The sequence below is a fragment of the Achromobacter deleyi genome (assembly GCF_902859705.1).
Taxonomy (GTDB): domain Bacteria; phylum Pseudomonadota; class Gammaproteobacteria; order Burkholderiales; family Burkholderiaceae_B; genus Achromobacter; species Achromobacter deleyi.
The window spans coordinates 1-14,924 of sequence record NZ_CADIJO010000012.1; the positions used below are offsets into that span (position 1 = coordinate 1).

A 14,924-nucleotide genomic window follows, 5' to 3' on the forward strand; every position below is an offset into this window, starting at 1 on the left:
CCGGATCGCGCAGCGCCCCGGGCAGCACCCCGGCCATCACCCCGGCCAGCCCCCCCAGGCGCGCCACGCTGGCCGGCTTTGCACGCCGTCCCGGCGCCTGGGCCTTGGCGCTGGCCGCCTTCCTGTCGGCCATGACCGCCGTGGCGGGCTATGGCCTGTCCAAGCTGTTCCTGGTGGACGCGGGCTGGGCGGTCCAGGACGTGGGCCGTATCGGCATGGCCGGCGGCATGGTGACCGTGCTGCTGGGCTGCGGCGGCGGCGCCTGGCTGGTGGGCCGCGTCGGCGCGCGCGGCGCGCTGGCGCTGGGTCTGGCGGCCTCTGGGGCGGCGGCGCTGGCCTGGCTGGCCCAGGCGCAGGGCTGGGTGCCGCCGCACGCCGCCATGGCCTACTTGGCCCAGGGGCTGGGCGCGTTTGGCGCGGGGGCGGCCTCGGTGGCCCTGATGACGCTGGCCATGCGTTTTGCCGCCCGGGGCGCGCAGGCCGGCACCGACATGACCGCGGTGCAGAGCGCGCGTGACCTGGGCGAGATCCTGACGTCGTCGCTGGTCACCGCGCTGGCCGCCCAATTGGGCTATGCGGCCGGATTTGGCGGCGGCTTGCTGGCGGCGGCCGTGACCCTGGTTTTCGTGGCGACGGCGCTGCGCCACCCGGGGTGAAATGGCGTTTCGGGCGGTTGCGGCTACACTTGTGCGCCGTTTTGCTTTCAGCCCCCGAATTTCCATGATTTCCACCGCATGCGGCGTCGACTTCGGCACCTCGAACTCCACCGTCGGCTGGAGCCGCCCCGACCAGCGCGCGCTTCTCGCCCTTGAAGACGGCAAGACCACGTTGCCCTCGGCAATTTTCTTCCACGACGAAGATGCCGAGGTCAGCTACGGCCGCGCGGCCATCTCCGACTACCTGGCGGGCTACGACGGGCGCCTGATGCGCTCGATGAAAAGCCTGCTGGGCAGCTCGCTCATCGACGGCTCGACCGAAGTGCAGGGCCGCTCGATTCCGTTCCGCGTGCTGCTCACCCGGTTCATCGCCGAGCTCAAGCGCCGCGCCGAAACCGCCGCCGGGCGCGAATTCACGCGCGCCGTGCTGGGCCGGCCGGTGTTCTTCGTGGACGACAACACGGCCGCCGACCAGACCGCGCAGGACACGCTGGGTGAAATCGCGCGCAGCGTCGGCTTCACCGACATCGAATTCCAGTTCGAACCGCTGGCCGCCGCATTCGACTACGAATCGCAGATCGACCGCGAAGAGCTGGTGCTGGTCATCGACATCGGCGGCGGTACCTCGGACTTTTCGCTGATCCGCCTGGGGCCCGACCGCGCCGGCAAGGCCGACCGCCGCGAAGACATCCTGGCATACGGCGGCGTGCACATCGGCGGGGTCGACTTCGACAAGCAGCTGAGCCTGGCGCACGTCATGCCGCTGTTGGGCCTGGGCAGCCAGCTGCGCAGCGGCAAGGACGTGCCGTCCACGCAGTACGGCAACCTGGCCTGCTGGCACACCATCAACCAGGCCTACACCCGCAAGGCGGCCGAGCATTTCGCCTACATCCGCGCCGAAGCCGGCGACCGCGAAAAGATCGACCTGCTGCTCAACCTGATCAAGCAGCGCGCCGGCCACTGGGTGGCGGTGCAGGTCGAAGAGGCCAAGATTGCGCTGTCCGAAACGCCGGCCGCGCGCATCGACCTGTCGCGCATCGCCCCCGACCTGGGCGTGGACGTCACCCGTCCGTCGTTCGATGTCAGCGTGGCGCGCCTGATCGAAAAGGTCGAGCAGACCGTGGGCGTGCTGCTGCGCGATGCGGGCGTGGCCACGACCGACGTGGACACCGTGTTCTTCACCGGCGGCTCCAGCCGCGTGCCGCGCCTGCGCGAAAGCGTGTCGGCCCTGGTGCCGGGCGCGCGCAGCGTCGAAGGCGATCTGTTCGGCAGCATCGGCGCCGGCCTGGCGCTGGACGCCCACCGCAAGTTCGGCTGATCGGCGCCTACTTCGCCAGCATCGCCGGCACCCGCTCGGCCAGCGCGTCGATCGCGACGCGCGTGCGCGACGGCAGGTAGCGCGCCTGCGGCCAGACGGCGTGCACGTCGTGCGCGGCCATTTTGTCGCCGTGCATCAGCACTTCCAGCTCGCCTGAACGCACATAGTGCGTCAGCATCCAGCACGGCAGCCACGCCAGCCCCGCGCCCGCGATGGCGGCGTCGGCGATGGCCTGCAGGTCGTCCAGGCGCAGCCGCGGCGGCACGTGCAGCTGGATCACCTGGCCGTCCGGCCCCATCACCGACCAGCCTTTCTCGACGCCGCCGTGGGCATAGACCACGCCCACGTGCTGGCGCATCTCGTCCAGCGTGACCGGGCGGCCGTGCGCGGCGATGTAGGCGGGCGATGCGCCGATGCCCATGGTCTGCAAGCCCAGGCGGCGTGCGGCCAGGCTGGAACTGTCGGGCAGGGGGCCGATGCGGATGCCCAGGTCGTAGCCTTCCTCGATCAGGTCCACCACGCGGTCATTGAAGGAAATGTCGATCTGCAATTGCGGATACTGCAAGGCCAGTTCGCGCAGCACGGGCGCCACGCAATGGCGGCCGAACACCAGCGGGGCGCTCACCCGCAAGCGCCCTTGCGGCGAACGCCGGCCGCTGTCCAGCTCGGCCTCGGCGTCATGCAGTTCGGCCAGCGCGCGCACGCAGCGGTCGTAATAGGCCTGGCCGGCGTCGGTCAGGCTTTGCTGGCGGGTGGTGCGGTGAAACAGCCGCGTGCCCAGGCGGGCTTCGAGCCGGGCAATGGATTTGCCCACCGCCGAGCGGGTCAGGTTCAGGCGGTCGGCGGCCAGGGCGAAGCTGCCGGCTTCGGCCGCTTGCACGAAGACTTCGATGCCGCCCAGCCGGTCGTGGGTCGGGGGTGTGGCCATAATGAATTGGTTCCTTGGTGGAAACATTCAGTGGAATAAATGCCGCCACTGGATAGTTTGGTTCCCGGATATCGTAACCCTACCGCGCCGCGCCGTCATGGCCGGCATTCAGAACCCGATTCATCAAGGACATCATCATGCAGGCATACCAGGTAACCGGCGGGCAGGGCATCGGCTCGCTCAAGCGCGTGGCGCTGACCCCGCGCGAACCCGGCCCGTTCGAAGTGCGCGTGCGCATCAAGGCCGTTTCCCTGAACTTTCGCGACCTGATGGTCGCGCGCGGCGACTACCTGAAGACCTCGGGCGCCCCCGTGATTCCCGCGTCCGACGCGGCTGGCGAAGTTCTGGCCGTGGGCGCGGGCGTCACGCGCTTCAAAAAGGGCGACCGCGTGATGGGCGCCTTCATGCCCAACTGGATCGACGGCGACCCCACGCCCGCCAACACCGCGCTGGCGCCGGGCGCTGCCACCGACGGCGTGCTGGCCACGGAAGCGATCTATGCCGAGCACGGCCTGGTGGCGATTCCGGATTCGCTGTCCGACGAGCAGGCCGCCACGCTGCCGTGCGCCGCCGTCACGGCCTGGAACACCCTGTTCGTGGCCGGCCAGGCCCGCGCCGGCCAGACGGCGTTGCTGCTGGGCACCGGCGGCGTCTCGATCTGGGGGCTGCAACTGGCCAAGGCCGCGGGCCTGCGCGCCATCATCACGTCGTCCAGCGCCGACAAGCTGGCGCGCGCCCGCGAACTGGGCGCCGACGGCCTGATCAACTATCGCGACACCCCGGAATGGCAGGACGAAGTGCTGCGCCTGACGCACGGAGAAGGCGCGCACGTGGTGCTGGAAGTGGGCGGCGAGGGCACATTGGTGCGTTCGGTGGCGGCGGCGCGCATGGGCGGCACCATCGGCATCATCGGCGGGGTCAGCGGCTTTGCGGCCACGCCGGTGTCGCCGCTGGCGCTGATCGCCGGCAGCAAGCGCCTGCAAGGCATATTCGTGGGCAGCCGCAAGATGCTGGAAGACGTGACGCGGCTGGTGCACACGGCGCGCATCGCGCCGGTGATCGACCGTGTCTTCGGCTTCGATGAAGCGCCCGCCGCGTTCGAGCACCTGGCTTCGGGCCGCCACTTCGGCAAGATCGTGATCCGCGTCGACGCCTGACCGGTGAGCAGGGACGGCGCCGTTGACGCGCAGGCTGCGCCGCCGCGTCGGGGGCAGCAAGCGCGATGGTAAGCTGCAAGCTTGCCCGCCGGGCCGCCTGTTGCGCCCGGCGCTCGTTTGCCGACCCGTCCCGCCATGATCCACAAGCCCGATTCGCACCTGTTCGAAGAACGCGTTGCCAGCGAAGCGCCCTACGAGGGCCGCTTCCTCAAGATCCGCAACGACACCGTCCGCCTGCCCAACGGCCATACGTCCACGCGTGAATACGTGGTGCATCCCGGCGCGGTGGTGGTGATTCCGCTGCTGGACGACGGCCGCGTGCTGCTCGAACGCCAGTTCCGCTACCCGGTTGGCCAGGTCATGACGGAATTTCCTGCCGGCAAGCTGGACCCGGGCGAAGACCCGCTGGTCTGCGGCCAGCGCGAACTGCTCGAAGAAACCGGCTACACCGCCACGCAATGGGCCCGCGCCGGCGCCTTGCACCTGGCCATCGCCTATTCCACCGAGATCATCCACATCTACTTCGCCCGCGGTTTGCGCGCCGGCCCGCAGCAGCTGGACCCGGACGAATTCCTGGACGTCTTCAGCGCCCAGCCGGCCGACCTGATCGCCGCCTGCGCCAAGGGCGAGGTCACCGACGCCAAGACCCTGACCTGCGTGCTGTGGCTGCAGAACGTGCTGTCCGGCGCCTGGCAGCTGGACTGGCAGGATCACCCGGCCTGACGCGGCCCGGCTGTTGCCCGGCCCGGTGCTTCCCATGCCCGCCTTTCCCGTGCTGCTGCAACCGTCCGGCCTGCGCTTCGAGGCCGACGCGGACACGCCCGTGCTGGCCGCCGCACAGGCTGCCGGCATCAAGCTGCCCAGCTCGTGCCGCAACGGCACCTGCCGCGCCTGCATGTGCCTGCTGCTCGAAGGCGACATCGCCTACCGCATCGAATGGCCGGGCCTGTCGCGCGACGAAAAGGAAGAAGGCTGGATCCTGCCCTGCGTGGCCCACGCCTGTTCGCCGCTCGAGATCCAGTCCTTGCAGGCCGAACGCATCGAAGCCGCCCCGCCCGCGCCGCCGCGGCCCCTGACCGGGGCGCGGCGCTAGGGCTACGCGCCTGATCGCGTGATGCGGGCCTAGGTGCCTGGGTGCGAGCGCTCGCGCCCTTGCCGCCGGGCGCGCCGCTTGCGGGCCCAGAGCAGCACGCCGGTCACGCTCAGCATCGCCACCACCAGCCCCAGCGCCGACATCAGCACGCGGCCCGGCAGGCCGATGATGCGGCCGGTATGCAGCGGCAGTTGCGCCTGCAGGAAGACATCGCCCGCACTGCCGCGGCCCGGAATGCGGTCGCCGATCACCTCGCCCGACTGGCTGTCCAGGTAGATCCACGGGCGCCCCAGGCCCGATGGCGTGTCGTCGCCGGGTTCGAAGAAATGGACGCCGTACAGGCGGTAGGGGGTGCTGTAGAACAACGCGCCCGCCGGCAATGTCCAGCCGCGTTCGCGGGCCTCGGCCTGGCCGAGCTGCAAGGCGCGGGCGCGGGTGATGCCCGGTTCGACGAATTGCGCAGGCGCCGCCGGCCGCCGCAGCGCGAAGATGTCGGGCGTGAGCGGCGACAGGAACGCCACCAGCGGCCGCACCACTTCGCGCCCCAGGTTCATCGACACCGAGGTCACCGCCACCATCAGCAACAGGCCCCACACCCATACCCCGCCCGCGCGGTGCAGGTCGAAGACCAGCTTGGGCCGGCCCTGGCGCAGCCGGAATGACAGCGACTTGTGCCAGGCCTTGCGGCTGGGAAACGAAATGGCCAGCGCGATCAGGCAATCCAGCGCCCAGATGATCGCGACGATGCCCATGAACCAGGTGCCCAGTTCAAAACCGCCCACGTCCGGCAGATGCAGGGTGTAGTGCAGCTTGTACAGGAACGGCATCAGGTTTTCGCGCGCCAGCGACACCTCGCCCCAGTAGCGCGAACCCCGCACCGCGCCGGTGACGGGGTCGAGCGTGATCTGGTTGAACGCCAGCGGGTAAGGCCGGCCGGTGGCCGGGTCGATGCGCGGCACCACCGACATGCCCAGCGCATGGCCGGGTTCGATGGTCAGCGGCAGATAGGCCACGCGCAGGCGCGGATCGGCCGCTTCCAGGCCGGCCGCCAGGTCCAGCGCCGGACGCAGCGTGGCGCCTGCCGGCGCGGGGGCGTCGAACAGTTGCGGGTTCAGCCATTCGTCCAGCTCGTGGTCCCACGAGATGATGGCGCCGGTCAGGCCGGACACGAACAGGAACAGCGCCAGGAACAGGCCTGCCCAGCGATGCAGCAGGCGCAGCAACGAGGCCATCGCCGTCTACCAGCGGTACGTGGTGCTGAGCAGCAGCGTGCGGCGAGGGCCGTAGTAGCACGCGTTCAGGGGCGAGCCGCCGCACGGGTTGGCCACGTAGAGCTTGTCGAACAGGTTGGCGACCTTGAACTGCATGCGCCAGTGCGTGTTGGGCTCATAGCCCAGCACCATGTCGTAGACCGTGTAGGCGGGCGTCTTGACCGAGGTGGCGTAGGCGTTGTCGGGGTCCGCGGCCGTGGGGCCGTAGTCAAGCGTGCTGCCCAGGTAGCGCACGCCGCCGCCGATGGACACGCCGCGCAGCGCGGTCGAGGCCAGGCGGTAGTTCACCCACAGCGAGGCCATGTGGCGCGGCGAAGTCGTGCCCCAGGAATCCTGCGGCCGCGTGCCTTCCTGGCCCGGCGTGTTGCTGCGCGTGACCTTGGCATCCAGGAAGGTGTAGCTGGCCAGCACCGACCACTGCGGCGTGGGTTCCCAAGTGCCCTCCAGTTCCACCCCTCGTGAACGCACCTGCCCGGCCTGGATCGAATTGGCCGGGTCGTTCGGGTCTTGCGTCAGCACGTTGTTCTGGCGGATGTCGTAGACCGAGGCCGTCAGCATCAGGTGGCGGCCGGCGGGCTCGTAGCGCAGGCCGGCTTCCATGCTGCGCCCGCGCGTGGGCTGGTAGGGCGAGCCATCCTTGCTGGCCTGGGCCGTGGGCTGGAACGATTCGGCGTAGTTCACGAACGGCGACAGGCCATTGTCGGCGCGGTAGAGCGCGCCGGCCTGGTAGGTGGTGGCGTTGTCCCGCTGGTTCAGGTCCAGCGTGCCCAGCGGATCGCGGGTCTCGGTGCGCGCGCGGTCGTGGCGTACGCCGCCGCGCACGATCCAGTGCTCGCCGAGCGACAGGCGGTCCTGGAAGTACACGCCGGTCTGGCGCGCGGTGACGTCGCGCGCCCAGGGCGTGGTCGGGTCGGGGATGGCCTGGCCGTATTGCGGGTCCAGGATGTCCAGCACCGGCGCCTTGCCGGACCACTGGCGGTCGTTGTAGCGGGTCAGGCTGGCGTCCAGCCCCACCAGCAGGCGATGCGTCACCGGGCCGGTGTGGGCGGTCCAGGCCAGCTGGTTGTCCATGGTGTAGACCTTGGAGCGCAGCTGGTTGCGGTTGGCGTCGCGATACAGCAGGTGGCCGGTTTCATCCAGGTCGTAGTCGTCGTTCAAGAGCGCGCGGCCGCGCACGTACTTGGCGTCGTAGTCCATCGATTCGACCCGCAGCCCCTGGCGGAACACGGCGTCGCCGCCGAGCTTGTATTCCAGCAGCGTGCCCAGCGACTTCTGGGTCCGGTCGAAACGGTTGAAATCCGGCTCGCCCGGATAGAAGCTGGAACTGATCGGGCCCCACGGGCTTGAGAACAGCGTGCCCGTGCGCGGGTACCACAGGCCCCACGCCGCGCGGTCTTTCTGGTAGTTGGCCAGCACGGTCAGCGTGGTGTCGGCGTTGGGTTTCCAGGTCAGCGCGGGTGCGATGTAGCCGTGGTCGTCGGGCGCATAGCGCATCTGCGTGTCGCTGTCGCGCACGTTGCCCGTCAGCCGGTACAGCACCGTGCCGTCGCTTGCGACCGGGCCGCCCAGGTCGAACTGCGCCTGTTTGCGGTCGTGGCTGCCCACGCCCAGGGTCACCTCGTGCAGCGGGTCGTCGGTGGGCCGCTTGGTCACGGCGTTGATCAGGCCGCCCGGCGAATTCTGGCCATACAGCACCGAGCTGGGCCCCTTGAGCACTTCCAGCCGCTCCAGGCCGTACGAATCGATGCGCATGCCGATCTTGCTGCCCGAGGCGCGCAGGCCGTCGCGGTACATGCCGAACACCGATTGGTTGAAGCCGCGCACCGTGATCCAGTCATAGCGCGGGTCTTCGCCGTAGGCCGACGTGTTCACGCCCGCCACGTAGTGCAGCGCGTCGGTGATCGTCTGCGCGCCCTGGTCGTTCATCTGGTCGCGCGTGACCACCGTGACGGATTGCGGCGTTTCCGACAGCGCGGTGTCGTCCTTGCCGGCCGTCATGGTGCGGGTGGCGATGTAGCCGGCGACCGGGCCGACCGGCGATTCGCCGTTGCCGGTCACCGTGATCGACGGCAAGTTCGACACCCCGCCGGCCGCCTGCGGCGCGCGTTCCAGGGTGTAGCCGCCGCCCGCGTCCGGACGCGCCTGCAGGCCGGTGCCCGCCAGCAGCGCGCGCAACGCGCCGGCCGCCGTGTAGTCGCCGCGCACGCCGGGGCTGGTCTTGCCCTGCGCCAGTTCCGTCGGGCCGGCCAGCAGCAGGCCCGATTCCCCCAGAAAGCGCGTCAGCGTGGCGCTGAGCGGGCCGGGGGGAATGTCGTAGCGCCGCAGCGCGTCGGCGGCGGTCTGGGCGGCGGGTGCGGTATCTTGCGCCTGCGCGCCGGGCGTCCCGGCAACGGCCAGCAGCGCGCCGGCGGCCAGGCCCTGCAGCAACGATAGCGGACGGCGGCCGCGGGCGGGGCGAGGAGGGGACTTGCGGGACATGGAATCTTTCTCTCGAACAGGTGGCAGGCAGGGCGAGCCGCGGCAGGGCCACGGATCGCTTACTCCTGCTTGATCGAACGAGAGGGCAAAAGTCGGAACCAGTTTTTGAAAAAAAGAGGAAATGGGCCGATGGGGCCAGGGCAGACCGGGCGCTAGCGCGGCCGGGCCTGTACCGTCGTCCACCACGGCAGGCTGCGCTGCACCCGGATCGGCAGCGCCGCTTCCAGCATCGCCAGCGCACGCTCCGGCTGGGCCAGCGGGTAGCTGCCCAGCACGCGGATGTTGGCCACCTCGGCGCTCGCGCCCAGGTGGCCGGTCTGGTAGCGGGCCAGTTCCCGCAGTACCTCGGACAGCGGGATGTCCTGCGCGATCAGGATGCCGCGCGACCAGGCTTCGCGGGCGGGGTCGGCCGGCGCCGCGCCATCGATCGCCGTGGCGGAATAACGCGCCTGTTGGCCCGCCGGGATCACGCGCGTCTGGCCGCTGCGCGCCGTGCGGATTTCCACCGCGCCTTCATAGACGGCCACCAGCGCATCGCTGCCGTCGCTGCGGACGGTGAAGCGCGTGCCCAGCGCCCGCAGTTCGCCCTGCGGCGTGGTCACCAGGAAGGGGCGGGTAGGATCGGGCGCGGTCTGGATCAGCATTTCACCCGACCGCAGCACCAGGCGCCGCACCTGGGCGTCATAGTCGTCGTCAAAGGCGCTGGCGGTATTGAGCCAGACGCGGGTGCCGTCGGCCAGGGCCAGCTCGCGGATTTCGCCGGTGCGGGTGCGGTGATCGGCCATCCAGGCCAGCGCCAGGGTCGACGTCGGGCCATAGCGCAGCGAGCCCCAGGCCAGCACGCCCGCGCCCGCCAGCCCCAGCAGGGCGCGGCGGCGGGTCAGGCGGCTGCGGGCCAGGCGGTAGGCGTCCGTGGCGGGACGCCGCGCGGGGCTGCGCTGGATCGGGTCAAAACGCTGGCTGATGCGTTCCACATAGGACCAGGCCTCGCGATGGCGCGCATCTGCCGCCAGCCAGGCCTGCCAGCGGCCGTGGTCTTCCTGGTCCGCCTGGCCGGACCGCAGCAGCGCATACCACTCTGCGGCCTGCTCCAGGGATTCGTCGGTGACGGCGTACAGCCCCGGCGCGGCGGCCTGCGGCTGGGGATTCATGTCTCGCTCGCGGCCAGACGCGCTTCCAGCCGCAGGCAATGCAGCATGGCCTGCGCCACGTACTTGCGGATCATGCGGCTGGACACCTGCAGTTCGTCCGCCACTTCCTGGTCCGTCATCTCGCAGGCCACGGCCAGCACGAACGCCGTGGCCGCCTTGGGCGGCAGGCTGCGCAGCATGGTGTCGACCTCGTGCAGCGCCTGCATCACCATGGCCTGGTGCTCGGCCGACGGCGCCATGGCTTCAGGCTGCGCGGCCAGCGTGTCCAGCCAGGCCTGCTCGATTTCCCGGCGGCGCCACAGGTCCACGCACAGGCCGTTGGCCATGGTGCGCAGGTACACCCGGGCCTGGGGCGCGGTGTCGAAGCGTCGCGGCCTGGTGAGCAGGCGCACGAAGGCGTCATGCGCCAGGTCGGCGGCGTCGCAGGCATTGCCCAGCCGGCGGCGCAGCCATCCCTGCAGCCAGGCATGGTGGCTGGTGTACAGGGTTTCGACGGTGGGATTGGAGGCGGACTCCGGAGGGCTCACGATGGGCGACACAGCGGCCGAGGGGGCGGCCAGGCAGGGATATTTTGAAAACGAGAATTGTAATTATTTTTACTGGGAGATCAATCGCGCCGTGGCGCCTGTTGTGTCTTTGCACGCCCGCCGCCCCCCGGCTGACGTAAAAAGAGCGCCGACGTGTCGGCGCTCTTTTGGGGGACGCAGCAGCGCGTCAATCGTGCTTGTGCATGGCCGACTGGTGCTTGGTGTCGCGCATGGTCGCATACACCAGCAGCGAGATGAAGATCACGCCCGCCAGGTAGTAGTAGAACCATTCCTCGTGGCCCTGCTGCTTGAACCACAGCGCGATGGCCGGCGCCGTGCCGCCGAAGATGGACACGGTGATGGCGTAGGGCACCGCCACGCCGGTGGCGCGGATATTGGTCGGAAACAGCTCGGCCTTCACCACGGCGTTGATCGAGGTATAGCCGGCCGTGAACACCCAGGCTGCGCAGATCAGCAGAAAGGCGATGAACGGCGACTTGGTGTGCGACAGCGTCATCAGGATAGGCACCGTCAGCGCCGCCCCCGCGATGCCGAAGAACACCAGCAGCGGCTTGCGGCCGATCTTGTCCGACAGCGCGCCATACAGCGGCTGCAGGATCAGCGCGAAGATCAGCGAGGCCGCGATGACGTAGGTGGTGACGATGTCGGAGAACCCCGCCGTCTGCCGCACGAAGGTCTGCATGTAGGTGGTGAAGGTATAGAACGCCGCCGTGCCGCCGGCCGTCAGGCCCACCACGATGGCGACTTCGCGGGGATAGCGCAGCAGGCCGCGCAGCGAACTGGTCTGCGGCTTGCGCTTGCTGGCTTCCTTGTACGAATCGGTTTCCGGCATGTCGCGCCGCATCAGCGCGGTGATGACGGCCAGCATCGCGCCGATCACGAACGGAATGCGCCAGCCCCATTGCACCAGTTGCTCGTGCGTCAGGAACACGTTCTGCAACAGCAGCAAGACCAGAATGGCGCACAGTTGCCCGCCGATCAGCGTGACGTACTGGAAGCTGGAATAGAAGCCGCGGTGGTCGGGGTCGGCGATCTCGGTCAGGTAGGTGGCGCTGGCGCCGTACTCGCCGCCCAGGCTCAAGCCTTCGATCACCCGCGCCAGGGCCAGCAGCGCCGGCGCGGCCAGGCCGATGGACGCATAGGTGGGCGTCACCGCGATGATGAGCGAACCTACGCACATCATGCCCACCGACACCATCAGCGACAGCCTGCGCCCGTGCCGGTCGGCCAGGTGGCCGAACAGCCAGCCGCCCAGGGGGCGCACGATGAAGCCGGCCGCGAACAGCGTGGCCGCATTCAACTGCTGGACGACGGGATCGTGCGAGGGGAAAAAGGCGGGGGCGAAGTACAGGGCGAAGGCGGTATAGGCGTAGAAGTCATACCACTCCACCAGGTTGCCCATGGAGCCGACGAAGATCGCCTTGATACGGCGTTTGGCGTCGGGCATGTCCAGATACGATTGGGTCATCGCTGTCTTCCAGGGAAGTCCGTACCCCCTTATCTTGCGCCTGCGAACGCAAAAAAGCATCCCCGTATCCCATTGAATTCATTCAGCTTTTAGTCAGAATTCGCCGAGCGCAAAGCCGTGGCCGCAAAGCAGCGGAGCGGCGCGCCTCGCGGCCGGCCGGATGCGAAAAGGCAGGGGAGCCTTACTTGCCCGGCGGCGCAATCACCGAGCAGGCCGCCGCGCCGGGCGGCGCGATGGCGTTTTCGCCCAGCAGGGCGCGCACGCCGCAGACCGAGCTGAACATGCCCTTGTTCTCGTGCCCCACGCCGGCCACTTCGAAACCGGCGCGGTGCAGGGTCACGGGCTTGGCGCCGCGGTTGGCCACGATGCGCTCGTATTGCAGGTAGGCGGTGCCGCGCGCCAGCCGGGTGGCGCCCTGGGCTTCGGCGCCGCAAGTCTTGTCCAGCAGCCGGTGTTCAGGGTTGTTGTCGGCGCCGCCCAGCAGATAGGTCACGTCGCGCGACGCATAGCGCACGAACAGCTTGTCGTCGGCGGCATCGTGGGCGTAGGCGGGCAGCTTGTCGGTGCCGTACTTGTATTGGTTGTAGGTCGGGCAGATGCCGCGTTCGTAGGGCGCGTAGCCCTTGCCATCCGGGCGCGGGCGCTCGTTGGTCAGGTACAGGTAGGACGACGGGTTGGCCACCACGTAGCGCAGGGCCACGCCGTCGCGGCGCAGCGGGCCGTCGATCTGGTTCAGCACGGCGTAGCGCTGCACCAGCTGGGCGCCGCCGGAATGCCCGGCCAGCACGATGCCGGCCAGCGTGGGCAGGCGCTTGCGGTCGTCCAGGCTGCGCAGCAGGTCGTCGATCACCTGGAACGAACTGACGGGCGCCGGCCGGCCCGCGGCCTGCACGCTGTCGTCGCCGTCTTCCCAGCCGGACTTGCGCCAGGCCGCCATGCCGGCAAAGCCCGAATCGATCACGCCGACAAAGCGCGGCGCCAGGATCAGGGTGTCGTTGGCGCGCGCCGGGTTGGCGGCCAGCAGCGTGGCGGCGGTTTCGTAATAGCGGTCGGCGTCGCGCTTGACGCCATGGAAGACGATGACGATTTGCTTGATATCGCGCAGGTCGTCGCGCGCCAGGTTGCGGTTAGCATAAACCGGTATCTTGTAGCGGCGCCCGGGCTTGCCCAGTTCGACCGTCTGCCAGCGCGGCACCACCACCCGCTTGGGCGCGGGCGTGGGTTCGTCGTAATCGTAGGGGTCGGGCAGCGGCGTCTGGGCGCGTACGGCCGCAGGCGCCAGCAACGCCAGGGCCAGCGCGGCCACGGCCCAGGCGCCAGGCGCGCGCCGTGCGAACGGTGGCGATGGCAGGGCGGCGGGCGCGCGGCGCATGGCGCGGGCAGGCAGGGTCAGCAGCCTTCGTGGCCCAGCAGCTGCTTGAGCGCGGGCTGGTCCAGGATGCGGACTTCGCGCTGGTTGATGCGGATCAGGCCGTCGCGGGCAAAGCGCGAGAACAGCCGGCTGACGGTTTCCAGCGTCAGGCCCAGGAAATTGCCGATTTCCTCGCGGCTCATGCGCAGCACGAACTCGGTGGACGAATAGCCCAGCGAGGCGTAGCGCTGCGACAGGTTCAGCAGGAAGGCGGCCAGGCGCTGTTCCGAACGCATCGAGCCCAGCGAGGCCAGCATCTGGTGCGAACGGGTGATCTCGCGGCTCATGAGGCGGCGGAACTGCTGCTGCAGCGACGGCAGATGCGTGGCCACGCGGTCGACTTCGTTCAGGCGGATCACGCAGACTTCGGAGTCTTCCAGCGCGACGGCGGCCGACACGTGCTTGCCTTCCAGCATGCCGTCCATGCCGACGATTTCGCCGGGCAGGTGAAAACCGGTGATCTGGATCTGGCCGGTGGCGTCTTCAAGCTGCGTTTTCAGGCTGCCAAAGCGCACGCCGTAGACGGCGTCAAGAGGATTGTCCAGCGAATACAGCGTCTTGCCTTTTTCAAGGCGCACGCGCTCTTTCACCAGTTCGTCCAGCTTCTCTACTTCGGCGGCGGCCATGCCGACCGGGACACACACGTGGCCCAGCATACACGTGGAACAGTGGGCGGCATCAGGGGCAACGGGAACCCGTTTTTGCATACGATGACCTCTATAGTGCCCAAGCCTGGCGGGTAGCCGGGGCGGGCGTAAAGCGTGAGACAGGTATCTATTGTAGTCCGTTGTTACTACGGGTGTCTTACGGGGTGGACGAAAGCCGTCCGCGCGCGGTTTTTTTGGCGCCGTTTTGGCGTTGTTTGTGCGGATTGTGCAGTTTCCTACGTCGCCGAGCCACGACGCCGGCCAAGCCGGTAGGCCACCCAGTCCTCGCCCGCCACGTCGGTTGCCGCGCCGCGTAGCGCCGGGTCGATGGGGTAGTACTCGCAGGCCACCGGGGCGGCCCCGGCCGGGGCCAGGGGCTGGGCCAGCACCGTGCGGCGCACGAAGCAGCAGGGCTGGCCGGGCACGTATTCCTCGATCTCGTCCATCAGGGCGATGAGCGCGGGCGTGACCTCGTAGATGTCGCCCAGCACCCGGCGCCCGTCGGCCACGGGGACCAGCCCGGGCCAGTCGCCGAAGTCCACCAGCGCGCCGGGCACGGTGGCCGCGCCCACGTGCCGGGCGGGCGCCAGGCCGCGCGTGGCGGCCGCTTGCGCCAGATCATTGATTTCGCCCGCGCGTAGCGTGCCGTAGACAAAAACGTATATGCTCATAGTTCAGATTGTTGCTGTACGCGGATACCGTCCACGAGGCCCGGCCAGGTGTTGAAATTCTCGCATCCGGCCGCATATTCAGGTCATCGAGCCCGCCGGCATGTATCGGTCAGGCTCCCCAACAAGC

Annotated in this window: 14 protein-coding genes; 5 read left to right on the forward strand and 9 right to left on the reverse strand. The window is 69.2% G+C overall.

Features of this window, described 5'->3' with window-relative positions; translation table 11 throughout:
* Together HV798_RS17700 and HV798_RS17705 are read left to right on the forward strand one after the other, a co-directional pair.
* Nucleotides 1–656: MFS transporter (locus tag HV798_RS17700; protein WP_484456033.1), on the forward strand; the 656-nt coding region annotated here is incomplete at its 5' end.
* 64 nt (nucleotides 657–720) lie between these two features.
* On the forward strand, nucleotides 721–1,974 hold the full coding sequence (locus HV798_RS17705) for an Hsp70 family protein (protein ID WP_175191843.1): 1,254 nt from the start codon (nucleotides 721–723) through the stop codon (nucleotides 1,972–1,974).
* A gap of 7 nt (nucleotides 1,975–1,981) precedes the next feature.
* Here the strand turns inward: HV798_RS17705 and HV798_RS17710 are convergent, their stop codons facing one another.
* Nucleotides 1,982–2,902, reverse strand: coding sequence for a LysR family transcriptional regulator (locus HV798_RS17710; RefSeq protein WP_175191844.1), 921 nt, complete (start codon nucleotides 2,900–2,902; stop codon nucleotides 1,982–1,984).
* Between the two features lie 137 nt (nucleotides 2,903–3,039).
* Between HV798_RS17710 and HV798_RS17715 the strand changes: the two genes are divergently transcribed.
* From HV798_RS17715 to HV798_RS17725, 3 genes are all read left to right on the forward strand, one after another.
* Complete coding sequence (locus tag HV798_RS17715) at nucleotides 3,040–4,059, forward strand: zinc-dependent alcohol dehydrogenase family protein (protein WP_175191845.1); 1,020 nt, start codon at nucleotides 3,040–3,042, stop codon at nucleotides 4,057–4,059.
* Between the two features lie 135 nt (nucleotides 4,060–4,194).
* A complete protein-coding gene (locus HV798_RS17720) occupies nucleotides 4,195–4,782 on the forward strand; it encodes an NUDIX domain-containing protein (RefSeq protein ID WP_175192217.1) in 588 nt (195 codons plus the stop codon).
* Nucleotides 4,783–4,816: 34 nt separating this feature from the next.
* On the forward strand, nucleotides 4,817–5,152 hold the full coding sequence (locus HV798_RS17725) for a 2Fe-2S iron-sulfur cluster-binding protein (RefSeq protein WP_175191846.1): 336 nt from the start codon (nucleotides 4,817–4,819) through the stop codon (nucleotides 5,150–5,152).
* A 29-nt stretch (nucleotides 5,153–5,181) separates the two neighbouring features.
* Here HV798_RS17725 and HV798_RS17730 read toward each other — a convergent pair whose 3' ends face one another.
* From HV798_RS17730 to HV798_RS17765, 8 genes are all read right to left on the reverse strand, one after another.
* Nucleotides 5,182–6,384, reverse strand: coding sequence for a PepSY-associated TM helix domain-containing protein (locus tag HV798_RS17730; protein ID WP_175191847.1), 1,203 nt, complete (start codon nucleotides 6,382–6,384; stop codon nucleotides 5,182–5,184).
* A gap of 6 nt (nucleotides 6,385–6,390) precedes the next feature.
* Nucleotides 6,391–8,901, reverse strand: coding sequence for a TonB-dependent siderophore receptor (locus HV798_RS17735; RefSeq protein WP_175191848.1), 2,511 nt, complete (start codon nucleotides 8,899–8,901; stop codon nucleotides 6,391–6,393).
* A gap of 152 nt (nucleotides 8,902–9,053) precedes the next feature.
* Nucleotides 9,054–10,052 carry a FecR domain-containing protein gene (locus HV798_RS17740; protein ID WP_175191849.1) on the reverse strand — a complete coding sequence of 333 codons (999 nt, stop codon included), beginning with the start codon at nucleotides 10,050–10,052 and terminating at the stop codon, nucleotides 9,054–9,056.
* Nucleotides 10,049–10,579, reverse strand: a complete 531-nt coding sequence (locus HV798_RS17745) for a sigma-70 family RNA polymerase sigma factor (protein WP_175191850.1) — start codon at nucleotides 10,577–10,579, stop codon at nucleotides 10,049–10,051. The genes HV798_RS17740 and HV798_RS17745 overlap by 4 nt, the downstream gene beginning before the upstream one ends.
* A gap of 187 nt (nucleotides 10,580–10,766) precedes the next feature.
* Nucleotides 10,767–12,068: an MFS transporter gene (locus HV798_RS17750; protein WP_175191851.1), complete on the reverse strand. Its 1,302-nt coding sequence runs from the start codon at nucleotides 12,066–12,068 to the stop codon at nucleotides 10,767–10,769.
* Nucleotides 12,069–12,249: 181 nt separating this feature from the next.
* The gene (locus HV798_RS17755) at nucleotides 12,250–13,440 is read right to left on the reverse strand and encodes a hypothetical protein (protein ID WP_246288904.1); all 1,191 of its coding nucleotides are present in this window, start codon (nucleotides 13,438–13,440) and stop codon (nucleotides 12,250–12,252) included.
* A gap of 17 nt (nucleotides 13,441–13,457) precedes the next feature.
* Complete coding sequence (locus HV798_RS17760; protein WP_175191852.1) at nucleotides 13,458–14,186, reverse strand: helix-turn-helix domain-containing protein; 729 nt, start codon at nucleotides 14,184–14,186, stop codon at nucleotides 13,458–13,460.
* A gap of 176 nt (nucleotides 14,187–14,362) precedes the next feature.
* Nucleotides 14,363–14,797 carry a gamma-glutamylcyclotransferase family protein gene (locus tag HV798_RS17765; RefSeq protein ID WP_175191853.1) on the reverse strand — a complete coding sequence of 145 codons (435 nt, stop codon included), beginning with the start codon at nucleotides 14,795–14,797 and terminating at the stop codon, nucleotides 14,363–14,365.
* Between the last annotated feature and the right edge of the window lie 127 nt (nucleotides 14,798–14,924).

Bases quoted from the DNA above. Each gene is read 5' to 3' on its own strand.
- HV798_RS17705 (WP_175191843.1), top strand. From the start codon at position 721: ATGATTTCCACCGCATGCGGCGTCGACTTCGGCACCTCGAACTCCACC.
- HV798_RS17710 (WP_175191844.1), bottom strand. From the start codon at position 2,902: ATGGCCACACCCCCGACCCACGACCGGCTGGGCGGCATCGAAGTCTTC.
- HV798_RS17715 (WP_175191845.1), top strand. From the start codon at position 3,040: ATGCAGGCATACCAGGTAACCGGCGGGCAGGGCATCGGCTCGCTCAAG.
- HV798_RS17720 (WP_175192217.1), top strand. From the start codon at position 4,195: ATGATCCACAAGCCCGATTCGCACCTGTTCGAAGAACGCGTTGCCAGC.
- HV798_RS17725 (WP_175191846.1), top strand. From the start codon at position 4,817: ATGCCCGCCTTTCCCGTGCTGCTGCAACCGTCCGGCCTGCGCTTCGAG.
- HV798_RS17730 (WP_175191847.1), bottom strand. From the start codon at position 6,384: ATGGCCTCGTTGCTGCGCCTGCTGCATCGCTGGGCAGGCCTGTTCCTG.
- HV798_RS17735 (WP_175191848.1), bottom strand. From the start codon at position 8,901: ATGTCCCGCAAGTCCCCTCCTCGCCCCGCCCGCGGCCGCCGTCCGCTA.
- HV798_RS17740 (WP_175191849.1), bottom strand. From the start codon at position 10,052: ATGAATCCCCAGCCGCAGGCCGCCGCGCCGGGGCTGTACGCCGTCACC.
- HV798_RS17750 (WP_175191851.1), bottom strand. From the start codon at position 12,068: ATGACCCAATCGTATCTGGACATGCCCGACGCCAAACGCCGTATCAAG.
- HV798_RS17755 (WP_246288904.1), bottom strand. From the start codon at position 13,440: ATGCGCCGCGCGCCCGCCGCCCTGCCATCGCCACCGTTCGCACGGCGC.
- HV798_RS17760 (WP_175191852.1), bottom strand. From the start codon at position 14,186: ATGCAAAAACGGGTTCCCGTTGCCCCTGATGCCGCCCACTGTTCCACG.
- HV798_RS17765 (WP_175191853.1), bottom strand. From the start codon at position 14,797: ATGAGCATATACGTTTTTGTCTACGGCACGCTACGCGCGGGCGAAATC.